Here is a 26,336-nt window from a genome sequence, read left to right on the forward strand (position 1 = left end):
TTAAATTGGCTATAGATTACCATCAATCAACAGGAAAAGAGACTACTAATGCAGGAAAATGAACGCAAACTTCAGCAAGCTGAAGGTGGGAATGAGCAGACATCGGACAACATAAAAGCACATTTGGAGGAAAGCCCCAATTCCGAACCAAATGAGTCCCAAGATGCCATGCCTGAAAATACCGAAGAACCCAAATCGGAGACTACTCCTTCCGAGGCCACGGATACCGAAAAAGAATCCAAACCATCCGAACAGTCCAATGACTCCAATGAGGCCATAGATGAAATAGACGAATCCAATGCAGAGGATGCAGAGGATTCCGAAAATGAAAAACGGCACTACATCCCCATGCTGGATTACCATTCCATGCCACTTGAAAACTTGGTAGGGGAATTACAGCGTTTGGTCAAAAATGAAAAGGTTCAGGCCATTGGCAGACATGTCAGTGCCATTAAATATGAGTTCGATCAAAAGTTCCAGGAATTCATCGAACAAAAGAAAGAGGAATTTGTCTCCAAAGGAGGCAATGAAATTGATTTCAGGTACAACTCGGTTGCCAAGCGACAATTTAACGAGGTGTACTCCGATTATCGTGAAAAACGAGATCAGTACTACAAACAACTGGAACAAAACCTCAAGAACAATCTTCAGAATAGATTGCAGATCATTGAGGAACTGAAAGGGCTCATCGATGTTGAAGAGGATATCAACACCACCTACAACAATTTTAAGGAACTACAGGAACGATGGAAAAATGCAGGTCCCATTCCGCGAACCAACTATAACGATGTTTGGCGCACCTACCATCACCACATGGAAATCTTCTACGATTTTCTACACCTGAACAGGGAGTTACGTGACCTCGATTTCAAGCACAATCTGGAAGAAAAACAAAAACTGGTGGAGCGGGCCGAAGCCTTGGCAGACGAACCCGACCTGGGAAAGGCATTTAGGGAACTTCAAACCTTGCACAAGATCTGGAAGGAAGACATAGGACCCGTGGACAAGGAACACCGCGAAGATATCTGGGAACGTTTCAGTAATGCCACCAAGGCCATGCACCAGCGTAGGCAGGAACATTTCCAGGAATTGGAAAAAGTATTTGAAAAAAATCTGGAAAAGAAGCAGGAAATCATTGCTTCCATTGTCCATATCGCCGATCATGTTGCAGATAACCATAGAGGTATCCAGAAGCAGATCAAGGAAGTCGAGGCACTCCGGGATTCCTTTTTCAAGGCAGGTAAGGTGCCCCAAAAAGTGAACGAGGAAACCTGGGGCCATTTTAAAGATGCCGTTCGCAAGTTCAACAGAAGCAAAAATTCCTTCTATAAAAACCAGAAAAAAGATCAGCAGCAGAATCTTGAAAAGAAAAAGGAACTACTGGATCTGGCACTTTCCCTAAAAGACAGTGATGACTGGGTCACGGTTACCCCGGAAATGAAGCGCATTCAAAATGAATGGAAAAAGATAGGGCATGTGCCTCGAAAATATTCGGACAAGATATGGAACGAGTTCAAGGAGGCCTGTAACCATTATTTTGACCGATTGCATTCCGACAAGAATGATGCCCATAAGGAGGAATACGAAAACTTTGACAAGAAGAATGCCTGCTTGGAGCGCTTGAAGGAATTCCAATTGAGTGGCGATAAGAAAAAAGATCTTGGGGCCATCAAGGAATTTTTGGCTGAATGGAAACAATACGGCCGCATTCCCTACAACAAAAAGCACATCAATGGCAAGTTCAATAAAATTGTGGATGCCCTGCTCAAAAAGCTGGGGGTCGGCAGACATGAATCGGAACTGCTCAAATATGGCAACAAGGTGCAGGAGTTGGCCAAAACCGAGGATAACTACGCCATTGGCAACGAAAGGGTCTTCATTAGACGCAAAATTGATGAGAGCAAGGCAGAAATCCGTCAATTGGAGAACAATCTCCAGTTTTTCTCAGGGGACTCCGAAGATAATCCCTTGGTGAAGGAGGTGATCAAGAACATCGACAAACAGAAAGAGACACTACAAACCTGGAAAGAAAAGCTCAAAAAACTTAACATCCTTGAACATAAATTGAACAAAGAGGCCGAGGAAGAGGATGACAGCAGCGAAGAGGAATAAATACATTCCGCCTCCAACGAACCCCGTCATTCAAAACCAATAAAGTTCCGCTGTTTGCAGTGAAAGTATTCCTATTTGTACAATTTTAAAAGGTACTTGATCAAATCCGTAGTGGTCACGATACCTACAAGTTTTCCATCATCCACAACAGGCAATGCATGGAATTCTTTGGTGGCCAATAATTGGGCTACCTCCTTGATGGTTGTCTTGGAAGTGACGCTCACCACATCATTTACCATCACTTGGGGAATGGAGAACATATTATAGACAATTGTATCTACATATTCCTCGTGCTCATCAATGGCATCGGCAAAACTTATCCGAAGAAGGTCTGTATAGCTCAGCATACCCTTAATGATATCACCCTTCACTACTGGAATATGCCTGATGTGATGCTTTTTGAAAAGTCGTTCTGCGGTGACCAAATCGTCTGTGGTCTTCAATGTAACCAGTTTTTTGGTCATGATCTCGGAAATAGGAACACCATTTTTCATCTTCGTTGCAGTTTAAAAATCCTTTTATGAAGTTACTCCAATCACAAAGGGGAAAGTATGATAATTGTCATCTTGGGGGGGCATGCTCCACAAAGTACTATGATTATTAGAAGGGTATTTTCAAGCTATTAAAAAATCAAAAAAGAACTTACACTTACTATTTTTGACCATACGCCCCATTTTTTTGCTTAACCCTGTTTAAAAAAACATTTTTGACCACCAAATAACCAACCAAGTACTCCCGATTATGAAAAACTTCATTGCCCTTGTAATCATTGTATGCTGTTCATTAGTTACCAAGGCCCAAGACTATTACGAAACCAGTTGGATCAGTGGGGAGGTGAAATATACCGCCCTGGTCATCTTCTATGAACAGGACCAAGCCATTGTACGTGTAAAATACTATGCGAACGGTGCAGACAAGTTGGCCAGTTTTTTGTGTAAATATGAAAACTTCTCCAAAGCCGATGGTACCCAGGACCAATACTTGAACGGAAGTGATGCCTTTATGGTACGTGGGCCAGAAGGGTCAAGTTACTCTGCGGACAATTTCTATGTGAAGATTTTGGGAAACAATAACTTTGAGGCGTATACCGTTGATGATAATGGCTTGGGTGGCTCGGACATCACCCAATATATGAAACCCATGTTGTATTGGGTTAAAATGAACCCAGATGCCTTTACTAAAGGCTACTTGGACGATTACTACAATGAGGATGAAGTATTGTTCAAATTACTTACCTACATCACTAAAGGTGAAGTGGAATACCCCACCAATAATACAGCCGTTACCTCCATTGCCATGGGCATGGACCAAGAATACGATACTCCCCTTTGGTCGGTGGTCATGAGCAATCTTGGAAGCAAGGCCTATTCCGAACAAAAAATCAAGGAAGCTGCGTTGTATCCCAGCGACTGGATCAAGGAGCAATGGGACTTGGGTTATTATATCACCGCTGTGGAGCACAATGCTGACAAAAGCACCTATGTGGTGGTCATGAGCAAAGCATACGGAATGGGGCCACAATCATGGAAAAAATCGGATGTCTTTCCCAAGGATTGGATCACCACCAAATGGAACGACTATTACTACATCACAGAGATTGCCTGTGGAGGTGGCGAATGGTACGTGGTCATGGACAAGAACATTGGTTATACGGCTCAACGCTGGAAAACAAGTTACGAACTGCCCAAAGAGTGGATTACCGAAAACTGGAACGATGGCTACTCCATAACCTCTGCCAACTACGGAAACGGGTTATGGGCCCTTAGCATGAGTGCCGGGTCCAATTTGGGCCTTCAAACCTGGAAGACCCAATACGAATATCCCATAGATTGGATCAGGGAGCAGTCGGACAAAGGGTATAAAATTACCACAGTAGCCTATGGAAACGACATGTGGTTTGTGGTCATGTCCGATGGTTCCACACATGCTTCCAACAGGTCTACCTCCAACTACACGGAACTTCCCCTGGATTGGATCATTAACAACGCCAACTAAGGGGAATAACTTCTATTTGGCTACGTTAACGGAGCGTGTCTCACGGATGACCGTCACCTTAACTTGGCCAGGATAGGTCATGTCCGTTTGTATTTTCTGGGATATTTCAAAGGATAATTCGGCTGCTTTGTCATCGCTTACCTTTTCGCTTTCCACAATGACGCGAAGCTCCCTACCTGCCTGGATGGCATAGGCTTTTTGTACCCCATTGAACCCGAAGGCAATGTCCTCCAAGTCCTTCAATCGCTGAATGTAGGAGTCCAATACCTGTCTCCTAGCACCAGGACGTGCACCGCTAATGGCATCACATACTTGTACGATAGGGGAAATTAGGGTCGTCATTTCTATTTCATCGTGGTGGGCACCAATGGCGTTGCATACTTCTTTTTTCTCGCCATATTTTTCGGCCCATTGCATACCCAAGATGGCGTGGGGTGTTTCCACCTCCACTTCTGCCATAGGCACCTTACCAATATCGTGCAACAAACCTGCGCGTTTGGCCAATTTGGGATTGAGTCCCAATTCGGCGGCCATCACACCACAGAGTTTGGCCACTTCCCTGGAGTGTTGCAATAGGTTTTGTCCGTACGAGGAACGATATTTCATACGACCTACCGCTTTGATCAGTTCCGGATGCAATCCATGGATTCCCAAATCGATTACGGTCCTTTTCCCGATTTCGGCAATTTCTTCGTTGATCTGCTTTTCGGTCTTTTTCACCACTTCTTCAATACGGGCAGGGTGAATCCTACCATCGGTCACCAATCTATGGAGTGAAAGTCGTGCGACCTCCCTGCGTACAGAATCAAAGCAGGAAAGGATGATGGCTTCCGGAGTGTCGTCCACAATAATCTCTACCCCCGTGGCCGCCTCAAGGGCACGGATATTTCTTCCTTCACGGCCAATGATACGTCCTTTTACATCATCTGATTCCAGATTGAAGACTGAAACACAGTTTTCCACTGCTTCTTCGGTTCCGATACGTTGGATGGTATTGATCACAATCTTTTTGGCCTCCTGTTGGGCGGTAAGCTTTGCTTCTTCCAGCGTGTTCTGAAGATAGGCCATGGCATCGGACTTTGCCGTTTCTTTCAGGGATTCCAACAACTGACTCTTTGCTTCCTCTGCGGAAAGTCCAGAAATGACTTCTAACTGCTGAACCTGGCTCTTGTGAAGTTTCTCCAGTTCGGATTGCTTTTTATCAAGGATATCACTTTTATAGTCCATTTCCTTGATCTGCTCCTGTAGTTGGTCGTTCAACTTTTTGTTCTTGGCCAACTCACTGCTTACTTGCGACTCCTTGTCACGGGTGCGTTTTTCTGCCTCGGCGATTTTTTTGTCCTTATTGATGATGACCTTTTCGTGTTCGGCCTTTAGTTCCAAAAATTTCTCCTTGGCCTGGAATATCTTATCCTTTTTGATGCCTTCACCTTCCTTGTTCGCTTCCTTAATGATATCCGCTGCCTCTTTCTTTGCATTGGCAATGGTTTTGGATGCCTTGCCCTTCTCCATCATCTTGGCAATTGCAAATCCTATCGCCAGCCCCACAACAGCCGCTACGATTATTCCTATGATAGTATCCATGTTTGATAGTGTTTAGTTAAAAAAAAAGCCCACATTGGCCGAAGTTTTGTACAAACTCCATATTACAGGTTTAGGGCTACCAGGCTGATCAAGGATCCCTATACAAGTAGGGCCTGCTTTTACAACCCAAACTCACCCTTTTGAATTATAATAGCGTTGAGTTTGTCAAAAAATATTTACCAATGTGGGCAGTAACAATATTTTATTTAAAAGAACTTATTCCCCCAATTTGGAATATACCAGTTCATCCAATGCCTTAAGACGCTCTAGGGCGGCCTCGGTATTTTCGGAACGATCTATTCCGCCTTGCTCAATTTTAGAAGCAAACTGTAGGGCACACATGGCCAAAACATCCTGTTTATCCCTGACCGCATAGTTCTGTTCGAACTTTTTGACCAGGTTTTCAATATTCTTGGCGGCCTTACGCAAACCTTCCTCTTGTCGTGGGTCTATCGTTAGCGGATATACCCTATCGGCAATGGAAAGCTTTATTTTGAGCTTCTCGTCCATAATTCTGGCACATGTCAATCCGCCAACTTGGCAATGCAAACATCCAGTTCGCGGATCAATGTATTTATCTTGAGCTTAGCCTCAGTTTTACTAGCATTACTACCCAGCATCGTGTTCGCCATCTTCAGGGAATTATACTTTTCTTCCCATTCTACCAGAGCTTCTTCCTTAAGCTTGCTTTCTTCCTTTATCAGGTCCAATTCTTCTTTCAACTTGGTGTTTATCTTGTGCAATAGCTCCATTTTGTGCAGCAGTTTGCTCACCTTGTTCTCCAAAGAATCCACAATCTCAACAAGTTCGCTCATAGATGCAAACAACAATACGTATTACACAAAGTTAACGATCCTAGGGTTACCTCGCAATACTTTTTGGATTAATTCTTAAAGCTTTGGTTTAAGTCCAAACCTCGGCAAATCCTTTTCCAAAAAACAAAACATTGGTTACTTTCGTAAGTAATTATAAATTACACTATGCGCCTTAATCTTGTAGTCTTCCTCTTTTTTTCCACTAGAATACTTGTCGCCCAAGACAATTATCCCCAGGATGCTTTTCAGTCGCCTTTGGAAATACCGTTGATTCTTGCCGGAACTTTCGGGGAACTACGTTCCGATCATTTTCATTCCGGGATAGACATCAAGACCCAGCAACGGGAGGGTTTACCCGTAATGGCCGTAGCGGATGGGACCGTTACACGGATCAAGGTTTCCCTCTGGGGTTATGGCAAGGTAATCTATGTGGCACATCCCAATGGGTACACTTCGGTATATGGACATCTTAAAAAATTCGGTCCAGAATTGGAAGATTATGTAAAAAAGGTGCAGTATGAAAAGCAATCTTACGAGGTGGAAATATTCCCCGATTTTGGGGAGCTGAAAGTGACCAAAGGCAGTGTAATAGCCTACTCGGGTAACACAGGGGGGTCAGCTGGACCCCATCTACATTTCGAAATCCGAAGCAGCATCACCGAAAAACCGACCAACCCTTTGCTATACGGCTATGAGGTGCGCGATGCCACCAATCCAACCGTGTTGGGATTATTCGGATATCCTTTATCGGATGGTGCCCTGATAAACCAAAGTGCCAAAACCACCCAGATCAATTTTACCAAACAGCCCGACGGTTCTTTACTTGCTGACAAGGTATCGGCTTTGGGAACCATTGGGTTCGGTATCAACAGCTTTGACCGCCAAGATTTGGCCGCCAACAAGAATGGTGTGTACTCGGTAAAACAAACGGTTAACGGCAGGGTATATTCCGAATTCGATTTTGAAACCTTTTCCTTCGGGGAGACGCGTTACATCAACACCTTGATCGATTACCCTTATTTTTATAAAAACAGACAGCGTATCCAAAAATGCTTCAAGGAACCCTATAACCATTTGGATATCTACAAATCCCTTTACAACAATGGAAAAATTGATATCGAAGAGGGGATGTCCTACCAAGTAGAGTTGCTTATCTCGGATATTCTGGGGAACATTACCAAGCTGATCATTCCGGTCGAAGGAAAACGGGAGCCACAAAAAGTGGCCAAGGATGATGATAGGACCGATGATTTCATCATTGCCGACAAGCCCAACAATTTTGATTTAGGTGCGGCCAAAGTATATTTTCCGGCTAATACTTTTTACGAAGATTTTTACATCAACTTAAAGAAAGGAACCGATACCATTGCCATACACGATAACAGTGTGGCGGCCCATCGAAACTTTACCATCAGCTTTGACCCTTCCAAATATCCGTTGGAAGAAAGGAAACAACTGTTCATTGCCCATTTGGACGAGGATATGAGACCATCCTATTCCAAGACCTACAAAAGGGATGGATCATTCACTACCCGCACCCGCACCCTTGGCACCTATACTTTGGTGAGGGACAGTGTTGCACCCACCATTCGACCCAAAAACTTTAAGGAGAAACAATGGCTGAGCAACTATAGTTATTTGAGCCTCAATATTTCTGATGAGTTGAGTGGGATAGACACCTACAGTGCCACTTTGAACGGCGAGTGGATCTTAATGGAGTACGAGCCAAAAACCAATACCATTACCTATAATTTTGATGACAAGATCCTGAACACCAACGAATGTGAACTCAAAGTGACCGTAACAGACAATGTGGGTAACTCCAATACCTTTACCAGTATTTTTTTCAGGAAATAACCGTATTTTTGCAAGCGCAAATCAGCCAGCAACGAACCCACAACACCCTTTATTGAGAACTATGTTGACCTCTGTTCGGGTTATGATTTGATTAAAATGATATTGATGAAAAAATTTGTCTTCGTTTTTGTTCTATTGGCAAGTACCTTGGTTACGGCACAAAAGAACATTTATGAGAACATGAAGTTCGACGAGCTTACCGAGGACCATGAAACATTGGCCATTATCCCCTTCATTGCCTATCTGGAGCTGAAGAAAACCGTGGACCATGACGAATTGAAGGTCCTTGCAAAAAAGGAAGGCTATGCAGTACAGAACGCATTGGAAACCTACTTTGCTAGACGCAAGAAACGCAAAAAGTTCAATGTAGATTTTCAGAACATACACAATACCAATGCCATCTTGGCTAAAAACGGAATCGATTACAACAACATAGACACCTACACCACCCAAGATCTATGCAAAATCTTGGATGTGGATGGCATCATCAGTGGCAACCTAAACCTGAACATCCTCCTTTCAGAAGGTGTGCCCACGGATTTCAGTTTTATGGATTACTTCAGCGGGGATGCCAACTATGGTAGAATCGGATTGAAAATTAGTGATGGTGAAACCGGCAAGCTCCTCTGGAAATACGAGAACGTGATCACCAAAAAGACAGGCAAGAACACCAACGAACTCATCGATAAAATGATGAAGACGGCCTCCAGAAAATTCCCTTACGACAAGGAAAAGAAAAAGAAGAACAAGGATTGATCAGTTGTTGGCAAATTCCTTGAGCACCTGCACCGTATAATCCAATTCTTCCTTGGTATTGTACATGGAGAAAGAAAACCTTAGAGAAGGTTTTTCCAGTTCTTCTCGCGATAAAATCTCCGCAAGCACGTGTGATCCTTGATCACTCCCCGATTGGCAGGCACTTCCTTTGGAACAGGCAATTCCTTTCATATCCAAATGGAAAAGTAACATAAGCCCTTTCTGTTTGTCGAAAGGCAAACGAACATTGGCCAAGGTATAGGTGCTTTTTTCCAAATCAGCGGACAATCCATTGAAGAAAGCCCCAGGAATTTCTTGTTGTACTTTTTCCACAAAGTACTTTTTCAAGGCTTTCACGGTCTTGGTCTCTTCTTCCAAATGTTCATAGGCTTTCACAAAAGCTTCTTCCAATCCGACGATATTATGGAACGGCTCCGTACCAGCTCGAAAACCCCTCTCCTGCGCTCCCCCGACAATCAAAGGTTTCAGTCCGGAATTTTTTCGGATAAAGGCAAATCCAATGCCTTTAGGTCCATGGAACTTATGGGCAGCGGCGGTCATAAAATCGATATGTACCGATTGCACATCCCAAGCGTAATGCCCAATGGATTGTACGGTATCGGAGTGGAACAATGCGCCATACTGCTGGCAAAGCTTCCCTACGGATGCAATATCCGTAATGTTCCCAATCTCGTTGTTCACATGCATTAAACTAACGAGTTTTTTGGAACTGTCCTTTTGCAAAAGGCTTTCTAAGTGGTCCATTTTTGGATTTCCAAATTCGTCAAGGTCCACATACCAAACAGCAATACCATACTCCTTCTCCAGTTCTTCCACGGTATGCAGAACCGCGTGGTGTTCTATTTTTGAGGTAATAATGGTCTGCACACCCAAATCGCGAACGGCACAGCGCAAGATCATGTTATCGGCTTCAGTCCCGCCCGAGGTGAAAATAATCTCGGAAGGTTGGGCATTTAGGGTTTTGGCAATGGTTTTTCTGGCCTGCTCCACAGCTGTTTTTGCAGAGCGGCCAAAGCTATGGGTAGAAGAAGGGTTACCATAATGCGCAGCCAGGGCCTCTTGCATTCTCAAAATTACCTCATCCCTTACCTGCGTGGTCGCCGCATTGTCCAGATACACTTTTTGCATGGTCCAGTCGTCATTTTTAACGGGGCAAAAATACGTGAAATAAAGTTAATTTCCTTTAAAGTCACTCTCTGTGTTGGGCTATTAAAAGGGAATTGCTTTAAATTTGGCACATGGGAAAATATTTCTTTTTAGTCTTGTGCTCCTTGGCGCTTTTTGCTTGCAGTGATGGTGACCTGCAGATAGAGACCATCGATTTCGACAGTGTATCGCTTCAATATTGTACGGCTCCCGTAACAACCAGCAAGAATATTCTATTTAAGATCAATGACAATGAAGCCTTGATTCTGGAATTACAGAGCGGTGTATTGAACAAGGGGGTTGTTGGGGATACCATTGTCACGGAAAGCACCGTATCCAGCCAATCCCAGGTTACCTATCGTATTTTCTCTGATGACGTAAGCAAGAACTATTTCTGTGATGATATTCCAACCGTGGACCCAGTGGTCATAGATGAAGTGGAAGCCGAAGATGGATTGGTTATCATTGAAACTTACGCGGATACTGATGGCGCCAACTTTGTGCACAATATCAGCTTGAGCGGTATTTCATTCGTAACAGGGAGTGGTGAGCGGATTACCAATCTCAACATTAGTGCGTTCGGGGAGGTTACCACTGCAATTCCCTAGGAAACATTTTGAAAAATATAGACCTCTGTAGCCCCCAACCCATATTTTTGATAATCGGCATCGTAGTATTTGAGGTTGTCATATTTATTGAAAAGATACTGCAGTTCATCCTTTAGGACGCCCTCACCCACCCCATGGATAAAAACCACTTTTTGAATCCGCTTTTGGATAGCAAAGTCCAGTTGGTGTTTGGCGGTTTCCAATTGAATGTTGAGCATGTCAAAATTAGTGAGTCCCTTGGTGGATCTTACCAATTGATGGATATGTAGGTCCACCTCCATTTTGGGCAAATTGCGTTCCTTTGGTTTTTTGCTGACGGCCTTTTTCCTCCTTGGAACTTCCTTCTCTTCCATGATTTGGGAAACCTCAATATTGGAAACCGATATTTTCCCTTGGACCTTGACCAAATCCTTGGCTGTGAACTTCATGGGAAAACCATCCTTGGTCATCAAGGTAACCATATCCCCTTCTATCTGTTGTACGGTACCCTTGATGGCTTCGTCCAGTACCTCTACCCTATCACCTATCGAAAATTTACCCATATCGCCTTTACGGTTAAAAAAATGACCAAAAAGTTAAACCCATAAACAAAAATAATAGTATTTTTCACCTATTACAGACTAAGATGCACCTACAACCAACCATATTTGCCCTCAGTTTAAAGGATTATATGTTGCCTTGTCTAAACAAGAAACTGTTCGGACTGGAGTGTCCTGGTTGTGGAATGCAACGATCTGTTGACTTGCTGCTGCACGGTGAATTCTTGGCGGCCTTCAAAATGTATCCGGCCGTTTACACACTCATTCCATTGTTCGTTCTGCTGATCAGCAGTAAAGTATTCCAAGCGAAAGTGGACAACAGGTACATTATTTTCCTGAGCATTACAAGCGTAGCGTTGATACTCATTAACTTCATAATCAAATTGATACACTAAACATTTAAATCATGGAACAAAAAAATTTACCAAATGTAACGATAGCTATGGTGTTGGCCATTCTTTCATTCTTGTGCTGCTGCTTTGGAGGCGTCCCCGGACTTATTCTAGGTGGAATTGCCTTCTTGTTGGTCAGAAAAGATGAAAAGGCCTATACCGAAAACCCAGACCTTTATAAAAATTACAGTACCCTGAAAACGGTCAAGATCTTGGCAATCATAGGTATGGTCTTGGGCTTCCTTTATCTACTTTACACCATCTGGTCCATCAATCAAATGGGTGGCTGGGACGGCTATATGGAAAAGGTCAATGAAATGATGGAACAATATCAATAATCCAATATATGAGCCAACAACCCTTACCCGGGGCAAGTACCGTGCTGACCATGGGAATCATTTCCATAGTCGGCACCTTGGTATGTTGCGGTCCCTTTGGTGCTATTTTTAGCATCATCGCCTTGGTGAAGGCGAAGACCGCCAATCAGTTATATCTACAAAGTCCTGAAAGTTATACGGATTACAGCAATGTAAAGACAGGAAAGATTTTAGCCTATATCGGCTTGGCATTGGCCTTGATCTATCTGGTGCTGTTTATCCTATATTTTGGATTTATCATTGCCATGATTACGGCAGGTGAGTGGAGTGGCAACTATTAGTTTGCCACTTCACTTATAAATTTGAGTCGGTACAACCGAAGTTCATCATCGTCATAATCGCCATCAAATTCTTCAATGGCCTTTGTGATGGAATCGGTATCGGCTTCCAAAAAGTAATCGTGGATCTCTTCCTGCTGGTCCTCGTCCAGGATTTCGTCGATCCAATAGCCAATGTTCAGTTTGGTACCACTGAAAACAATCTGTTCCATTTCCTTGATAAGTTCAGGGAGCTCCAACCCCTTGGCAGAGGCAATATCGTCCAAAGGTAATTTTCTGTCTATACTTTGGATTACATATAGCTTCAATCCAGAATTGGCCCCGGTGCTTTTCACTACAAGGTCATCTGGTCGGATAATTTCGTTCTCCTCAACATATTTGGCAATAAGGTCGATAAAGGGCTTGCCATATTTTTTGGCCTTTCCTTCGCCCACCCCCTGAATGTTCAAGAGTTCATCCATGCTAATGGGATATTTTAAGGCCATATCTTCCAAAGAAGGGTCTTGGAACACCACAAAAGGTGGCACTTCTCTTTTTCTGGCCTCATTTTTTCTAAGGTCCTTCAGCAATTTCAGCAAGTTGTCATCTGCCGATGCACCTCCCGATTTGCCCGCTTGGATCACGGCATCGTTGGCATCCCCCGAATACACATGGTCCTTGGTCATCATGAACGATTCAGGGTTTTCCAGATAATCCTCCCCGGCCTTGGTCAAGTGCAAAATACCATACCGTTCAATTTCTTTCTTGAGCATTCCAGCCACCAGTACCTGTCTGACCAACGCCATCCAATACGACTTGTCTTTTTCGGCACCAATCCCAAAAAATTCCTTTTCATCGGTCTTGTGCGACGAGATCATGGCATTGGTCTTACCCACCAAAATCCTGACAATTTCCTTGGTCTTGAATTTTTCCTTGGTATCCCGGACCACACTCAACAATTTTACCACTTCGTCCTTGGCCTCTTCCTTGGGTTTCGGGTTCCTGGAATTATCATCCATATCGGCCCCTTCCCCATCCACTTCATCAAATTCTTCACCAAAATAATGCAGGATGAACTTTCTTCTCGACATGGAAGTTTCGGCATAGGCCACAATTTCTTGCAACAAGGCATTTCCTATTTCCTGCTCCGCCACAGGTTTACCTGACATGAACTTTTCCAGTTTTTCCACATCCTTGTACGAGTAGAAGGCCAAACAATGCCCTTCGCCGCCATCACGACCGGCACGACCGGTTTCCTGATAGTAGCTTTCTATACTTTTCGGGATATCGTGATGGATCACAAAACGTACATCGGGCTTATCGATCCCCATACCAAAAGCGATGGTGGCCACGACCACATCCACTTCTTCCATCAGGAACATGTCTTGGTATTTGGCCCTTGTCTTGGCATCAAAACCAGCATGGTAAGGTACGGCGCTCACCCCATTTACCTGTAACACCTGGGCAAGCTCCTCTACACGTTTTCTGCTCAAACAGTATATGATGCCCGATTTTCCTTGGTTCTGCTTTACAAATCGGATAATATCGGCATCCACATTCTGGGTCTTGGGCCTCACCTCATAAAACAAGTTGGGCCTATTGAATGATGCCTTATATACCAAGGCATCGTTCATCCCTAAATTTTTAATAATATCTTCCTGCACCTTCGGTGTGGCCGTTGCTGTCAATCCAATAATGGGAATATCTTCTCCCAATCGATTGATGATACCTTTGAGGTTTCGGTATTCAGGCCTAAAATCGTGCCCCCATTCCGAAATACAGTGTGCCTCATCAACGGCCACGAAGGAAAGCTTCACGCTTCTCAAAAAATCCACATACTCTTCCTTGGTCAAGGATTCCGGTGCCACGTACAACAATTTGGTGACGCCGTTCGAGATATCTTCCATCACCTGCTTTACCTCGGTCTTGGTGAGCGAAGAGTTGAGCACGTGGGCTATACCATTTTGTTCGGATATACCACGGATGGCATCAACTTGGTTTTTCATTAAAGCTATCAATGGGGAAACCACAATAGCGGTACCCTCCTTCATAATGGCCGGCAACTGGTAACAAAGGGACTTCCCGCCCCCTGTGGGCATGATCACAAATGTATCTTTGTCGTCCAGCACGTTTTGGATGACATCCTCCTGGAGCCCCTTAAACTTTGAGAAACCAAAATATTTTTTGAGTGAGGAATGCAAATCGGTATTCGTTAGGCTCATTTCCGCATTTTTCAATTAATAACAAGCAACCTGAAAGGCCGTTGAAACAATCATTTTAATCAATCTTCAAAAGTAGGAAGTATTCTATCTTCCATAATGGTCTGTAAAAGATAGTTTGATTAGTTTTGTAATCTTAAAGATAAGATATTCTTTTAGGAATACAATTAGATAATCCGTTATTTACCTTGAACGACAATCAGTCAATTTTATCCATCGCAAAGCGGACACTTGAAATCGAAAGTAAGGCCATCAGCAATTTGATAGACCTACTCGATGACCAATTTGCACATGCCGTACAACACATATTGGAATCGCAGGGAAGGGTGGTGGTTTCCGGCGTTGGGAAAAGTGCCATTGTAGCCTCTAAAATTGTGGCCACACTGAACTCCACAGGCACTCCTGCCATTTTCATGCATGCTGCGGATGCCATTCATGGCGATTTGGGCACCATTCAAGAGGATGATGTGGTCATTTGCCTATCCAAAAGTGGAAACACGCCCGAAATAAAAGCTTTACTGCCACTCATCAAGATCGGGAAGAATAAACTTGTGGGCATTACCGGCAATATGGATTCACTGTTGGCCAAACAGGCCGATTTTGTACTGAATACCTTTGTGGAAAAAGAAGCCTGCCCTAATAATCTGGCCCCAACGACCAGCACCTCGGCGCAAATGGCCATGGGCGATGCACTCGCCATCTGCCTTTTGGAGCTCAAGGGTTTCAGCAGTGCTGACTTCGCCAAGTACCATCCCGGAGGGGCCCTGGGCAAAAAACTTTATCTACGCGTGGCCGATATCGTGGTGAACAATGAAAAACCACAAGTGGACATCAACACCAGCGTAAAAGATGTAATCGTTGAAATATCCTCCAAAATGTTGGGGGTTACGGCCGTCATGGATGACAAAAAAGTAGTAGGCATTGTTACGGATGGGGATATAAGAAGGATGCTCAGCAAATACGACAATATTAGTGGACTGACCGCCAAGGACATCATGACCTCCAACCCAAAATCGGTGGATGTGGATACCTTGGCCATCAATGCGTTGAAAATGCTCCAAGAAAAGAGCATTTCCCAGCTTTTGGCCTTTGAGGGTGATTCCTACGCCGGCGTGGTCCATATCCATAACCTTATAAACGAGGGAATCCTATAATGGCAAAAACAGAGAAGAAAAATCCGGATGAAATGTCCTTTTTGGACCATTTGGAAGAATTGCGCTGGCATTTGATACGCTCCACCTTCGCCGTGGTGATCATCGCTTGCTTGGCTTTTATTTTTAAGGGGTTCATTTTTGATACCATCCTATTCGGTCCAAAGAACATGGATTTCCCCACCTACAAGTTCTTTTGCAACATTGCGACCTTTTTTGGGGTAACATCCGAATTTTGTAGTGAATCCCTACCTTTCACCATTCAGAGTAGATTGATGGCGGGGCAATTTTCGGCCCACATCTGGACATCCATCTGGGCCGGTGTGATCATCGGGTTCCCTTATATATTGTTCGAGTTATGGCGATTCATAAGTCCAGGGCTCTATGAAAAAGAGCGAAAGCACTCCAGAGGATTCATCCTAACCGCTTCTTCCCTGTTCTTTTTGGGGGTGCTGTTCGGATATTATGTGGTGGCACCGTTGTCCATCAACTTTTTAGGCTCATATCAGGTCAGTAAAGAGGTATTAAACGAGATTGACCTGGCATCCTACGTATCCACCGTTAGAGCCTCCGTCATTGCCTGTGGGATCATGTTCGAGCTTCCCATCGTAATCTATTTCTTGACCAAAGTGGGTCTGGTAACCCCGGAAATCTTGAAAAAGTACCGGAAGATTGCCTTGGTGGTGGTTTTAATTCTTTCGGCCATCATTACACCTCCGGATATCACCAGTCAAATTGTAGTGGCTATCCCTGTGCTTATTTTATACCAAATCAGCATCTATATCTCCAGAATGGTGGTTAGAAGGGAAGAGAAAAAAGAAAACGCGCGAAAAAATGCCAAATAAAGTAGAAGAATTCAATGCCTATCGTTCCAAAATGAACGAAAAGCTGCTTGCAGACAACAATAAGTTGATCAAGCGTATCTTTAATCTTGACACCAATGCCTATATGGCCGGAGCCCTCGATGTAAAGACCAAGGAATTGTTGGGGTTGGTGGCTTCCGCAGTGCTTCGGTGCGACGATTGCGTGAAATACCACTTGGAAAGTTCCAAAAAAGCCGGGGCCAACAAAGAAGAGGTCATGGAAACGTTGGGTATTGCCACTTTGGTAGGTGGTACCATCGTGGTACCCCATTTGCGAAGGGCCTATGAATTTTGGGAAGATTTGGAAGCCAACGATGCTTAAAAAAATCCAAAAGACACCATCCCAGAAAAAGAATATGTTTAGTTTTGGCACGTTCTTATGAAGCTACGCGCAGAAAATATCATGAAGGCCTACCGTGGCCGAAAAGTTGTTAGGGGTATTTCCTTGGAAGTGAACCAAGGAGAAATCGTGGGTCTTTTGGGACCGAACGGGGCGGGTAAGACCACTTCGTTCTATATGATCGTAGGGCTCATCAAACCCAATGGCGGCAACATTTACCTTGACAGCACCGATATTACCAGTTTTCCGATGTACAAACGGGCGCAACACGGCATCGGTTATTTGGCACAGGAAGCTTCGGTATTCCGAAAACTGAGCATTGAGAAAAATATTCTAAGTGTACTGCAGCTGACCAAGTTGAGCAAAAAGGAGCAGCACATGAAAATGGAATCGCTCATTGATGAATTTGGTTTGGGGCATATCCGTAAAAACCGAGGGGACCTACTTTCAGGAGGTGAACGTCGCCGAACGGAAATTGCAAGGGCCTTGGCCACGGATCCAAAGTTTATTTTGTTGGACGAACCCTTTGCCGGGGTAGACCCTGTTGCGGTGGAGGATATTCAACGTATTGTGGCACAATTGAAGAACAAGAACATCGGCATTTTAATCACCGACCACAATGTTCAGGAAACCTTGGCCATCACGGAACGTTCTTACCTGATGTTCGAAGGAGGCATCCTAAAGGCTGGTATTCCCGAAGAATTGGCGGTGGACGAAATGGTTCGTAAGGTATATCTGGGCCAAAACTTCGAGCTACGGAAAAAGAAGCTTGATTTTTAGTCGGATTTAGCTGCATTCAATATTTTAATATCAGAATATAGATTTCCGTCCTCTCCCATTCCTTCAATCACAAGTTTTAATTTGTCATAACCGTAATTTGGAATTTTAAACTTATAGTTGTTATTCCCGTCTATCCATATTAATGGTTCCCAATGGATTAACCCAAAATTTTCAAATGCCGAATCCGTAAATGACTTAAAATTAGGGCTATAAAACTCCTTTTGTTTCTCGAAGCCCTTGTCCACCTTAAATGTAAAGGATTTTCCGGATATGAAATCTTGACCAGGCGTCAGATTTAACTCTTCGCTACGTCTCGAAAAAATGTATACCGTTTCCTTATGCCCTGCTTTTGTTCCCATATACCTGGATAACCTATCCACATAAAAACTCTCTACCTGTGTTAAGGGCATATTGTAAAACACATCCAAATTAGGTTGTAACACATCATCTAAGAACATATTAACACCTCCGCCCCGGCGTGATTTTATTCTGAACCTACTAATAAATTCATTGCTACCACCATCATAAGCCTGCAAATCCTCCCGTATCTCATAGCCTTTAGAGCGCAACAAATCCGCAACAGTACCAAACGTTGAGGCCAATTCTTTATCAACAACCGTAATTTTATTAGCCAAATATCTGGGAACCTGTAAATTATTTCGTGCATCTTTCTCCATTTTACTTTGCTCCGTAACGATAACATTATCCAGGGCAATGATTTTTTCGTCGGTACTTAATTCCGGTAGTTCAAAATCATCATCACCTCCATCTATACTACTGCTTCCCCTATTAAAAATGTTGACTTTTTCGTAACCGGAAATATCAATTTCATCCTTAAGAAAATAGTTGTTTGACAAACGGGCATACATATTCAACTTGGATAATTTTCCACGGCTATCTTTCTTGGAAAAGAAGATACTTTCCCCGATAATTGGATAAAAATTGGTAACCAAAAATTTATCTTGCTCAGGTGATAGGTGTATTTCTGTTGGCTCATGCACAATGGATTTATGAATCAAAATACTTTCCCTATTCAACTTTTCATTTAAAAAACCATAGAGGTTCAATCCATCTACCGGTTTATAGGCTGTTTGGAATTTCCCGTTTACTATCTCATGCCAATTGTATCTACTCCAACCCTGAGTCAGCAAAAGCAGATCCATCTCGTATTTTTTTTTATTATCGGTATTTGTAAAATAATAGTCAACATTTTGGATATCGCCTTTCACATATGATCTAAGATAAAATTGCTCATAAATATTGTCATTCCCATGATATGCCATTGTATTCTTGGGCAAAACAGAAACACTTAGCCCCATTGGTTGAGCAACTTTGGCAGTCAACACTATTTCCAAAGAGTCGTTTGATCGTGTAGCGTAATCCACATAGGTTTCAATTCTATTTTCCCCTATCCCTTTCCATACAAAGAATTGTCTCTCTTCTATGGGGTTGTCCTTTTCATCAAATAAGGTCAGGATATTTACGCCTGCCATCAATTTAGACTTATCAAAATAAGTAGTATAACTTTTGGAGTTTTTTGACAATAAGACTGGTTCGGAAATGACTTCCCCATCTTTGTGTAAAACCAAATTTGTCTTTATATCCCCTTCCTCCAGTGCTAAATCATTGGCTTGTACTTGCACCAAAACCTCTTCTTTGTATGGATTGTCGTATACATTTAGGTTAACGCCTTTGGGATAAGCTTTAGGTATTTTAATACTCACTTCTTCTCCGGAAGGTATTTTTACTTTGGCGAAATAACTAATATCTGATTTCGGTACTATCTCAAATTTCCCCAGGCCTAGGGTATTGGTTTCCATCAATGCAAGTTGCTCCCCTCGCTCATCAACAATCTTAATATTTTTCAATTGTAAAGGCATGTTCATATGATCGAGGATCTTTACTCCTACAATATTCTTTATACCCGATACTAGATTCCCTCCCTCCGGTAGAAACTGGAAATCTAAATTTTTCAAATTTTGGGGTTTTTCCGCAGCTTGAAAGTCTGATTTAACCTCCCAAACTTCCTTTAAAAATGAATTTCCATCATCAAAGTTTCGCATCCAGTTGGTTTTTGCTTTCAAAAAATAACGCCCATGGGAAAAAGTTGAATCAATCTTTACACTTCCTTTAAAATAGCCTTCGTTCAAATAATAAAGTTGTTCTTTTTTTAAGATACCTAAACTGTCATATATGCCCACATTTATTGTTTTGGAAATTTTTGATGGTCGGGCATTTTTCTGGTCATACAAATAACCTTTGAACCAAATTTCTTCCTCTGGAAGAAATACATCCTTACTAACATGTAGGTACACAATTTCTCTAGGTTCCTCAAAATATTTGCGGTATCTCCCTACAATTTGATTTTGAGCTTTAAGGATATTGATGACAAGAAGGAACGATAAGGCACATAATAATGGTTTGTGTTTGAGCATTATAAATAATTTAATTGTTTCGGAAAGAAAACAGACCAATTCATATACCTTTAAAAATACATAAATAAACCCAGTATACATTTTCTTGTCCTTTGCTTTATGTCATGTTGAAGCAATTTCAACACCACACATTCTCTCAAAGAAACTAGTTCAAAATGCAACGGGACTAAATGGCACCAAAGCTTCAAAGCAGCGCACTAAGAGTCCATAAAAAGAAAAAGTGGGAGTCATAGCCTACATCTCTTTTTAAACCGGCTTGATGTGGAAACGATCAGCGCATTCGACCAACTTCATTTTACTTTCCGGAGGGGTAACAGTACTGCCATATTTCCCATATTAACTCCAAACCATCCAGGAAAGCTGACAGGGAATAGACAACACCTCTCTATCCTGTAAAAATGTCTAACCCCACTGGAACTGCCTATCTAATTTAATTTAAGCCGCTCTTCCTCCTCCATCGATCAATGACATCAAAATATAGGCTAAGATAATAATAGGTATCGCCAAAAACTTCAGGGTCAATAACATGATCAAACTTCCAATCAAAAAAAGGTAGCGTATGCCGTTGTCCTTAAAACTCCAATTTTTGAATTTGAGGGCGAAAAGTTCTATGGGTGAATTCAACAAGTAAGCGCTTAAAATCGTTAACCCGATCAAAAACCAAGGATTGAGGATGATGCCGTTCAATACTTCGTTGTTATGGTACATCAAAATAAGGGGCAAGGAAATGATCAACAGTGTATTGGCAGGAGTAGGCAAGCCCACGAAAGAAGAAACCTGGTTCTCATCCACATTGAATTTGGCCAACCGATAAGCGGAAGCCAGTGTAATCACAAAACCTAAAAAGGGCATGACGGACAATTCAATATCATGTCCAAAGCCAAGGTTCCACCCTCCCCTTTCAGCCATGTTCAGCAATTGGTACATGAATATTCCGGGGACCAACCCGCTGGTGATCACATCGGCAAGGGAGTCCAATTGCACCCCAACTTCGCTCTGAACATTTAGGGCCCGTGCGGCCAATCCGTCAAAAAAGTCAAAAAATATTCCAATGAACACAAACAACGCAGCCCACTCCAGATGGTTAAACACGGCAAAAACTGTGGCAATGCAACCACTCAAAACATTCAAAAGCGTTAAAAAGTTGGGAATATAGGACTTCATAGGTATTGATTTCCGTAAAAATAAGGGAAAAAACAAACTGTTACGGAATCCTATTTCAAGGAGCCGTATTTATTCTGATATTTGCGCTGATGAAATTTGGAATGAAACCAAAATCCCTATTACTTATCTTGTCTCTTTTGGTCGGGAAAACGATGTTTTCCCAAGTACCCGAACTTTCTGAAAAATCCCAGATAAGTTTATTGACCTGTGCCGCCGGCGATGAGGTATACACCGCTTTCGGGCATAGTGCCTTCCGTGTGCAGGATTCCGTTTTAGGTATTGATGTGGTATACAACTACGGAACTTTCGACTTCAAAAAACCCAATTTCTATCTCAATTTTGCCAAGGGACGTTTGATCTATTCCCTTTCTAGGAGCACTTTTGATGATTTTTTGTTTTCTTATGAATTGGAGAAAAGATGGATCAAAGAACAGATTCTGGACCTTAGCCTAGAGCAGCGCAACCAAATGTTCCAATTTTTTGAGAACAATTACCTGCCACAGAACAGGGACTACCTCTACGACCCGCTACTGAACAATTGTTCCAGCATTACGGGCACCATTTTAAAGAACCAGTTTGGGGATAAAGTTGTTTTTGATGGCTCTTATCTGGAGAAACAGTATACCTTCAGGCAATTGGTGAGGCAATTTCTAAAAGTAAATTCATGGTCCATGTTCGGCATTGACTTGGCATTTGGGTCCCCCGTAGATCGAAAAGCAACCGTACAAGAACATATGTTCATGCCCTATTACGCCATGGAACAGATAAGGCATACCACGTTGGACAGGAAGCCCCTTTTAAAAAGGGAACGTACCATTTTGGATTATAGTGAACACCTCAACCAAACCTTTTTCCCTTTGACCCCCTTATTCTGGTTTATCCTGTTGTTGGCATTCACGGGAATCATCACCTATTTTGATTATCGCCACCAAACACGCAGCAGATGGTTGGATTTTTCACTGATGTTGATCACCGGACTGGCCGGAACGGTCTTGTTCCTCCTTTGGGTGGCCACGGACCATACCTCCACACCCAGAAACTTCAATGTGCTTTGGGCTTTCCCTTTGAATGCTTTTGTGGCCTTCATTTTTGCCTTTCAGGACAAACTGCCCCAATGGTCAACCAAATATCTTTGGACCGCTTTGGGGTTGATAGGATTGATGCTTTTGCTTTGGATATTTAAAGTGCAGATTTTTTCGCCCGTACTGATTCCCTTACTTTTGACCCTGGCCATCCGATACGTATATCTTATTCGGTATTCCAAGTTGTAAGCTTGATGATTTTGCAGCATCCATGAATTTATTGACGGTAGAAAACATATCGAAATCCTATGGGGAACTGGTCCTGTTCTCCGACATTTCTTTTGGCATCAACAAAGACCAAAAAATTGCGCTCATCGCCAAAAATGGGAGCGGCAAGACATCTATATTGAACATCATGTCGGGCAAGGATACTTCCGAAACAGGTCAAGTGAATATTAGAAAAGGTATCAAGATATCCTTTTTGGAACAAGAACCCTATTTGGACCCCAACTTGACCGTAGAAGAAACCATTTTCGCCACCGACAATGAGGTTTTAAAGATTATTGCAGCCTACGAAAAAGCGGTAGAAAATCCAGAAGACTCCGTACGATATCAAAAGGCGTTTGAAGCCATGGAGCGCCACCAAGCCTGGGATTTCGAGACCCAGTACAAGCAAATCCTTTTCAAACTACAACTGACCCAACTCGATGCCAAGGTTTCCACGTTATCGGGAGGTCAAAAAAAACGATTGGCATTGGCCAATGCGCTGCTCAACAAGCCGGACCTGCTTATTTTGGACGAGCCCACCAACCACTTGGACCTGGAAATGATCGAGTGGCTCGAAGCTTATTTCGCCAAAGAGAACATCACGCTTTTCATGGTCACCCACGACCGCTATTTTCTGGACCGCGTCTGCAACGAAATCATAGAATTGGACAACAACCAACTCTACACCTACAAGGGCAATTATTCCTATTACCTGAATGAGAAAGAGGGCCGCATGGAGCGGGAGGCCGTGGAACAACAGAAGTCCAAAATGCTCTACAAAAAGGAATTGGAATGGATCAGAAGGCAGCCCAAGGCCAGGACCACCAAATCCAAGTCCCGGATTGACGATTTCAATGAGATCAAGCAAAGGGCCCATCAACGTAGAAAGGAGCACGAAGTGCAATTGGAACTCAACATGGAGCGCTTGGGCAGCAAGATTTTGGAATTGCACAATATCTCCAAGTCTTATGGGGACAAAGTAATCTTGAACAAGTTCGATTACAACTTCACCAAAGGTGAACGGGTAGGTATCATTGGACAGAACGGTACCGGAAAATCCACTTTTTTGAACATCATCACCCAACAGGAACATGTGGATGGCGGAAAGGTTGTGGTGGGCGATACCCTAAAATTTGGCTACTACACCCAAAAAGGGATTCCGGACAAGGAAGGCCAAAAGGTCATTGATGTGATCCGAGAGTTCGGGGACTACATTCCCCTGAAAAAAGGAAGGCAGATTTCTGCCCAACAGCTTTTGGAACGTTTTCTCTTCGACAGAAAAAAACAGTACGACTTTGTCGAAAAATTGAGTGGAGGGGAACGCAAACGACTTTATTTGTGTACGGTACTTATCCAAAACCCCAATTTTTTGATCTTGGATGAGCCCACCAACGACCTTGACATTGTGACCCTCAATGTTTTGGAAAACTTTCTGTTGGATTTTCCGGGCTGCTTGATCGTGGTATCGCACGACCGTTATTTTATGGACAAGATCGTGGATCACCTATTCGTCTTCAAGGGAAATGGGATTATCGAAGATTTTCCGGGCAACTATACCGATTACCGGGTGTACGAGAGCAGCAAGGTGGAAGAGGAAAGGGAAAACAAGTCCACCGTTGTGGAGAAACAGGAAAAAAACTGGAGGGACACCAGTGGGGGTAAACTTTCGTACAATGAGCAAAAAGAATACAAGCAATTGGAAAAGGACATCCAAAAGCTTGAGGAGCAAAAAGAGACGCTACAGAACCGATTTACCGATCCTGACTTAACAGGTGATCAGATCAATCAATTGTCCGTGGAACTCAAGGAAGTTTCGGATGCCATCGAGACCAAAACGGAGCGCTGGTTTGAGCTTTCCTCAATTCTTGAAGGATAATCATGTGGTTCAGGATCGCTTCGTATCTTCAATTCCTGCTTAAATCCACCAACGAACACGGGGTGCATTCGCCCTTCGTCTTCAATTTTGTAACAAAATGCCTTTACAATAAGAAGACGTACCATAAGGACAAAAGCATCAATGTTTTGCTTAAGAGCATCAAATATTTCAACGTTCAGCATGCCATCATCCAAGATTCAGGAATCAGCAAACTAGTGGCAGAAAGATTTCCAAAGGTTCAATTTGCACAACAAATGTTGGATATGCTCTTTCTTAATTCACTAAACCCTTCCGAATTCAATACGCTACTCGATGAAGGTAGACTTCATAATGACAGTTTGCTGATAATTGACAACATCTACTTTGACAAAAAAAAATTGGAAGAGTGGAACCACCTTATTGCTAGACCTGAAATTACGGTCAGCATGGACCTGTATCATTGTGGTATCCTCTTTATCCGCAGGGAACAGGTAAAGGAGCATTTCACCATTCGGATTTAATGCAGTAATTTTAGGTATGGAAAATGTTGCAACAGACAATACGATTTGGTACGTACTCGGCGTATTGGGGCTTATTTATTTGGTGATTTTAACCAGAAACAAAAGAGCCACCAAACGAAGGAAGTCGCGCAGGTTCATGGAAGGAAAGCGAAGGCGGGACAATGAACAGTGAACAATGGACGATTACCAATTTACAATGAGCAATTGACAGTACACATACCGATCAGACAACAACTGTTAATTGATTATTGTTTATTGAACATTGATAATTGAAAAAATGAAAATATACACCAAGACAGGCGATAAAGGCACCACGGCACTTTTTACAGGCCGCAGGGTTCCCAAGCACCATATCCGTATAGAAAGTTACGGCACCATTGATGAACTCAATTCGCATTTGGGGCTGCTCCGCGATCAGCAAATGGATTCCCATTCCAAAGAAATATTGGTATTGATCCAAGAAAAGCTCTTCACTGTGGGATCCATATTGGCCACGGAACCTGAAAGGGACAAACGTTTAAAAATTCCGCGAATTAACCAGGAAGATATTGCCCTTTTGGAACAGGAAATGGACCAAATGAACGAAAACCTTCCTGAAATGACACATTTTATCCTTCCCGGAGGCCACACGACCGTGTCATACTGTCATATTGCCAGAACGGTTTGCCGTAGGGCGGAACGCATGATCTCCTACTTGCACGAGAACGAACCTGTTCCGGAGACCTTGCTTTCCTATATGAATCGCCTATCCGATTACCTTTTTGTATTGGCACGAAAATTGTCCAAAGATGCAAACGCCGATGAAATCAAGTGGATTCCGGAGAAATTGGACTGATAAAATCGTTTTTTTGACCACTAAGTTTTGCCAACAATAAAATAATTTTTAAATAATCCAGTTTTTACTTGACAAATTGGGTTTAAAATTTATTTTTGCAAAAAATTTAAAATCAAACCGTTACTATGTACTGGACGTTAGAACTAGCCTCATATTTAAGTGATGCACCTTGGCCAGCCACCAAAGACGAACTGATAGATTACGCGATTCGTACGGGAGCCCCGTTGGAAGTAGTTGAAAATTTGCAGTCCATGGAAGAAGAGGGCGGCGAGATATACGAATCCATCGAAGAGATCTGGCCTGATTATCCCACCGAGGAAGATTACCTCTGGAACGAGGATGAATATTAAATTCATAAAGCACAAAGCACGTTAAAAAGTCTCATCTGAGGCTTTTTTTTATGTAATTTTGACAGCCCAGCAAAA

General features: G+C 42.9%; 26 protein-coding genes and 1 other RNA gene. 17 read left to right on the top strand and 10 right to left on the bottom strand.

The genetic code is table 11. The features are described from left to right. The first annotated feature begins 48 nt into the window (after positions 1 to 48). Positions 49 to 2,112 (top strand): DUF349 domain-containing protein, encoded by a 2,064-nt coding sequence (locus tag D2V05_RS06855; RefSeq protein WP_119646947.1) that lies wholly within the window; start codon positions 49 to 51, stop codon positions 2,110 to 2,112. A gap of 71 nt (positions 2,113 to 2,183) precedes the next feature. Here the strand turns inward: D2V05_RS06855 and D2V05_RS06860 are convergent, their stop codons facing one another. Beyond that, on the bottom strand, positions 2,184 to 2,606 hold the full coding sequence (locus D2V05_RS06860; protein ID WP_119646948.1) for a CBS domain-containing protein: 423 nt from the start codon (positions 2,604 to 2,606) through the stop codon (positions 2,184 to 2,186). Between the two features lie 247 nt (positions 2,607 to 2,853). Here D2V05_RS06860 and D2V05_RS06865 point away from each other — a divergent pair, with 247 nt between their 5' ends. Continuing rightward, positions 2,854 to 4,107 carry a DUF7477 domain-containing protein gene (locus D2V05_RS06865; protein ID WP_119646950.1) on the top strand — a complete coding sequence of 418 codons (1,254 nt, stop codon included), beginning with the start codon at positions 2,854 to 2,856 and terminating at the stop codon, positions 4,105 to 4,107. 12 nt (positions 4,108 to 4,119) lie between these two features. On the opposite strand, the gene rny is transcribed toward D2V05_RS06865, so the two are convergent. The 4 genes from rny to D2V05_RS06885 form a co-directional block, all read right to left on the bottom strand. Beyond that, entirely contained in the window at positions 4,120 to 5,691 is a 1,572-nt protein-coding gene (gene rny / locus D2V05_RS06870) for a ribonuclease Y (RefSeq protein WP_119646952.1), read from the bottom strand. A 52-nt stretch (positions 5,692 to 5,743) separates the two neighbouring features. Further along, positions 5,744 to 5,853: non-coding RNA, 6S RNA (ssrS, locus tag D2V05_RS06875), on the bottom strand. Positions 5,854 to 5,907: 54 nt separating this feature from the next. Next, complete coding sequence (locus tag D2V05_RS06880) at positions 5,908 to 6,201, bottom strand: cell division protein ZapA (protein ID WP_119640767.1); 294 nt, start codon at positions 6,199 to 6,201, stop codon at positions 5,908 to 5,910. 14 nt (positions 6,202 to 6,215) lie between these two features. Next, positions 6,216 to 6,506: a hypothetical protein gene (locus D2V05_RS06885; protein ID WP_119640768.1), complete on the bottom strand. Its 291-nt coding sequence runs from the start codon at positions 6,504 to 6,506 to the stop codon at positions 6,216 to 6,218. A gap of 165 nt (positions 6,507 to 6,671) precedes the next feature. Between D2V05_RS06885 and D2V05_RS06890 the strand changes: the two genes are divergently transcribed. Continuing rightward, entirely contained in the window at positions 6,672 to 8,363 is a 1,692-nt protein-coding gene (locus D2V05_RS06890) for a M23 family metallopeptidase (RefSeq protein ID WP_119646954.1), read from the top strand. Between the two features lie 105 nt (positions 8,364 to 8,468). Then, positions 8,469 to 9,119 carry a hypothetical protein gene (locus D2V05_RS06895; protein WP_119647128.1) on the top strand — a complete coding sequence of 217 codons (651 nt, stop codon included), beginning with the start codon at positions 8,469 to 8,471 and terminating at the stop codon, positions 9,117 to 9,119. Here the strand turns inward: D2V05_RS06895 and D2V05_RS06900 are convergent, their stop codons facing one another. Then, positions 9,120 to 10,268 (bottom strand): cysteine desulfurase family protein, encoded by a 1,149-nt coding sequence (locus tag D2V05_RS06900; RefSeq protein ID WP_119646956.1) that lies wholly within the window; start codon positions 10,266 to 10,268, stop codon positions 9,120 to 9,122. A gap of 110 nt (positions 10,269 to 10,378) precedes the next feature. On the opposite strand from D2V05_RS06900, the gene D2V05_RS06905 reads away from it, so the two are divergent. After that, positions 10,379 to 10,894, top strand: a complete 516-nt coding sequence (locus D2V05_RS06905) for a hypothetical protein (protein ID WP_119646957.1) — start codon at positions 10,379 to 10,381, stop codon at positions 10,892 to 10,894. On the opposite strand, the gene D2V05_RS06910 is transcribed toward D2V05_RS06905, so the two are convergent. Further along, positions 10,891 to 11,436 (bottom strand): Smr/MutS family protein, encoded by a 546-nt coding sequence (locus tag D2V05_RS06910; RefSeq protein WP_119646959.1) that lies wholly within the window; start codon positions 11,434 to 11,436, stop codon positions 10,891 to 10,893. The genes D2V05_RS06905 and D2V05_RS06910 overlap by 4 nt on opposite strands. An 83-nt stretch (positions 11,437 to 11,519) precedes the next feature. Here D2V05_RS06910 and D2V05_RS06915 point away from each other — a divergent pair, with 83 nt between their 5' ends. Genes D2V05_RS06915 through D2V05_RS06925 form a run of 3 tightly spaced genes read left to right on the top strand, consistent with a single transcriptional unit; the run spans position 11,520 to position 12,483 of the window. Then, the gene (locus tag D2V05_RS06915; protein ID WP_119640773.1) at positions 11,520 to 11,828 is read left to right on the top strand and encodes a DUF2752 domain-containing protein; all 309 of its coding nucleotides are present in this window, start codon (positions 11,520 to 11,522) and stop codon (positions 11,826 to 11,828) included. A gap of 11 nt (positions 11,829 to 11,839) precedes the next feature. Beyond that, positions 11,840 to 12,163 (top strand): CCC motif membrane protein, encoded by a 324-nt coding sequence (locus tag D2V05_RS06920; RefSeq protein WP_119640774.1) that lies wholly within the window; start codon positions 11,840 to 11,842, stop codon positions 12,161 to 12,163. A gap of 8 nt (positions 12,164 to 12,171) precedes the next feature. Beyond that, positions 12,172 to 12,483 (top strand): CCC motif membrane protein, encoded by a 312-nt coding sequence (locus tag D2V05_RS06925; RefSeq protein WP_119640775.1) that lies wholly within the window; start codon positions 12,172 to 12,174, stop codon positions 12,481 to 12,483. Here the strand turns inward: D2V05_RS06925 and recQ are convergent. Then, positions 12,480 to 14,681: a DNA helicase RecQ gene (recQ, locus tag D2V05_RS06930; RefSeq protein ID WP_119647129.1), complete on the bottom strand. Its 2,202-nt coding sequence runs from the start codon at positions 14,679 to 14,681 to the stop codon at positions 12,480 to 12,482. The genes D2V05_RS06925 and recQ overlap by 4 nt on opposite strands. Before the next feature lie 185 nt (positions 14,682 to 14,866). Here recQ and D2V05_RS06935 point away from each other — a divergent pair, with 185 nt between their 5' ends. The 4 genes from D2V05_RS06935 to lptB are packed head-to-tail and all read left to right on the top strand — an operon-like array spanning position 14,867 to position 17,812. Further along, a complete protein-coding gene (locus D2V05_RS06935) occupies positions 14,867 to 15,832 on the top strand; it encodes a KpsF/GutQ family sugar-phosphate isomerase (RefSeq protein WP_119646961.1) in 966 nt (321 codons plus the stop codon). Next, positions 15,832 to 16,674 (top strand): twin-arginine translocase subunit TatC, encoded by an 843-nt coding sequence (tatC, locus tag D2V05_RS06940; RefSeq protein ID WP_119646962.1) that lies wholly within the window; start codon positions 15,832 to 15,834, stop codon positions 16,672 to 16,674. Before D2V05_RS06935 ends, tatC begins: the two co-directional genes overlap by 1 nt. After that, the gene (locus D2V05_RS06945) at positions 16,664 to 17,014 is read left to right on the top strand and encodes a carboxymuconolactone decarboxylase family protein (protein WP_119640779.1); all 351 of its coding nucleotides are present in this window, start codon (positions 16,664 to 16,666) and stop codon (positions 17,012 to 17,014) included. Before tatC ends, D2V05_RS06945 begins: the two co-directional genes overlap by 11 nt. A 57-nt stretch (positions 17,015 to 17,071) precedes the next feature. Next, positions 17,072 to 17,812, top strand: coding sequence for an LPS export ABC transporter ATP-binding protein (gene lptB, locus D2V05_RS06950; protein WP_119646964.1), 741 nt, complete (start codon positions 17,072 to 17,074; stop codon positions 17,810 to 17,812). Here the strand turns inward: lptB and D2V05_RS06955 are convergent. Continuing rightward, on the bottom strand, positions 17,809 to 20,247 hold the full coding sequence (locus tag D2V05_RS06955; RefSeq protein WP_147378243.1) for a hypothetical protein: 2,439 nt from the start codon (positions 20,245 to 20,247) through the stop codon (positions 17,809 to 17,811). The genes lptB and D2V05_RS06955 overlap by 4 nt on opposite strands. Before the next feature lie 435 nt (positions 20,248 to 20,682). Beyond that, entirely contained in the window at positions 20,683 to 21,411 is a 729-nt protein-coding gene (locus tag D2V05_RS06960) for a CDP-alcohol phosphatidyltransferase family protein (protein WP_119646969.1), read from the bottom strand. A gap of 101 nt (positions 21,412 to 21,512) precedes the next feature. Between D2V05_RS06960 and D2V05_RS06965 the strand changes: the two genes are divergently transcribed. From D2V05_RS06965 to D2V05_RS06985, 5 genes are all read left to right on the top strand, one after another. Next, positions 21,513 to 22,682, top strand: coding sequence for a lipoprotein N-acyltransferase Lnb domain-containing protein (locus D2V05_RS06965; RefSeq protein ID WP_183114796.1), 1,170 nt, complete (start codon positions 21,513 to 21,515; stop codon positions 22,680 to 22,682). A 22-nt stretch (positions 22,683 to 22,704) separates the two neighbouring features. Then, on the top strand, positions 22,705 to 24,576 hold the full coding sequence (locus D2V05_RS06970; protein ID WP_119646972.1) for an ABC-F family ATP-binding cassette domain-containing protein: 1,872 nt from the start codon (positions 22,705 to 22,707) through the stop codon (positions 24,574 to 24,576). Between the two features lie 2 nt (positions 24,577 to 24,578). Then, the gene (locus D2V05_RS06975; RefSeq protein WP_119646974.1) at positions 24,579 to 25,076 is read left to right on the top strand and encodes a hypothetical protein; all 498 of its coding nucleotides are present in this window, start codon (positions 24,579 to 24,581) and stop codon (positions 25,074 to 25,076) included. Positions 25,077 to 25,353: 277 nt separating this feature from the next. Beyond that, on the top strand, positions 25,354 to 25,911 hold the full coding sequence (locus D2V05_RS06980; RefSeq protein ID WP_119646976.1) for a cob(I)yrinic acid a,c-diamide adenosyltransferase: 558 nt from the start codon (positions 25,354 to 25,356) through the stop codon (positions 25,909 to 25,911). 125 nt (positions 25,912 to 26,036) lie between these two features. After that, entirely contained in the window at positions 26,037 to 26,261 is a 225-nt protein-coding gene (locus tag D2V05_RS06985; protein WP_013551418.1) for a DUF2795 domain-containing protein, read from the top strand. The last annotated feature ends 75 nt before the right edge of the window (positions 26,262 to 26,336 follow it).

Origin of the sequence: Flagellimonas pelagia, assembly GCF_003584135.1 — a bacterium.
GTDB classification, from domain to species: Bacteria; Bacteroidota; Bacteroidia; order Flavobacteriales; family Flavobacteriaceae; genus Flagellimonas; species Flagellimonas pelagia.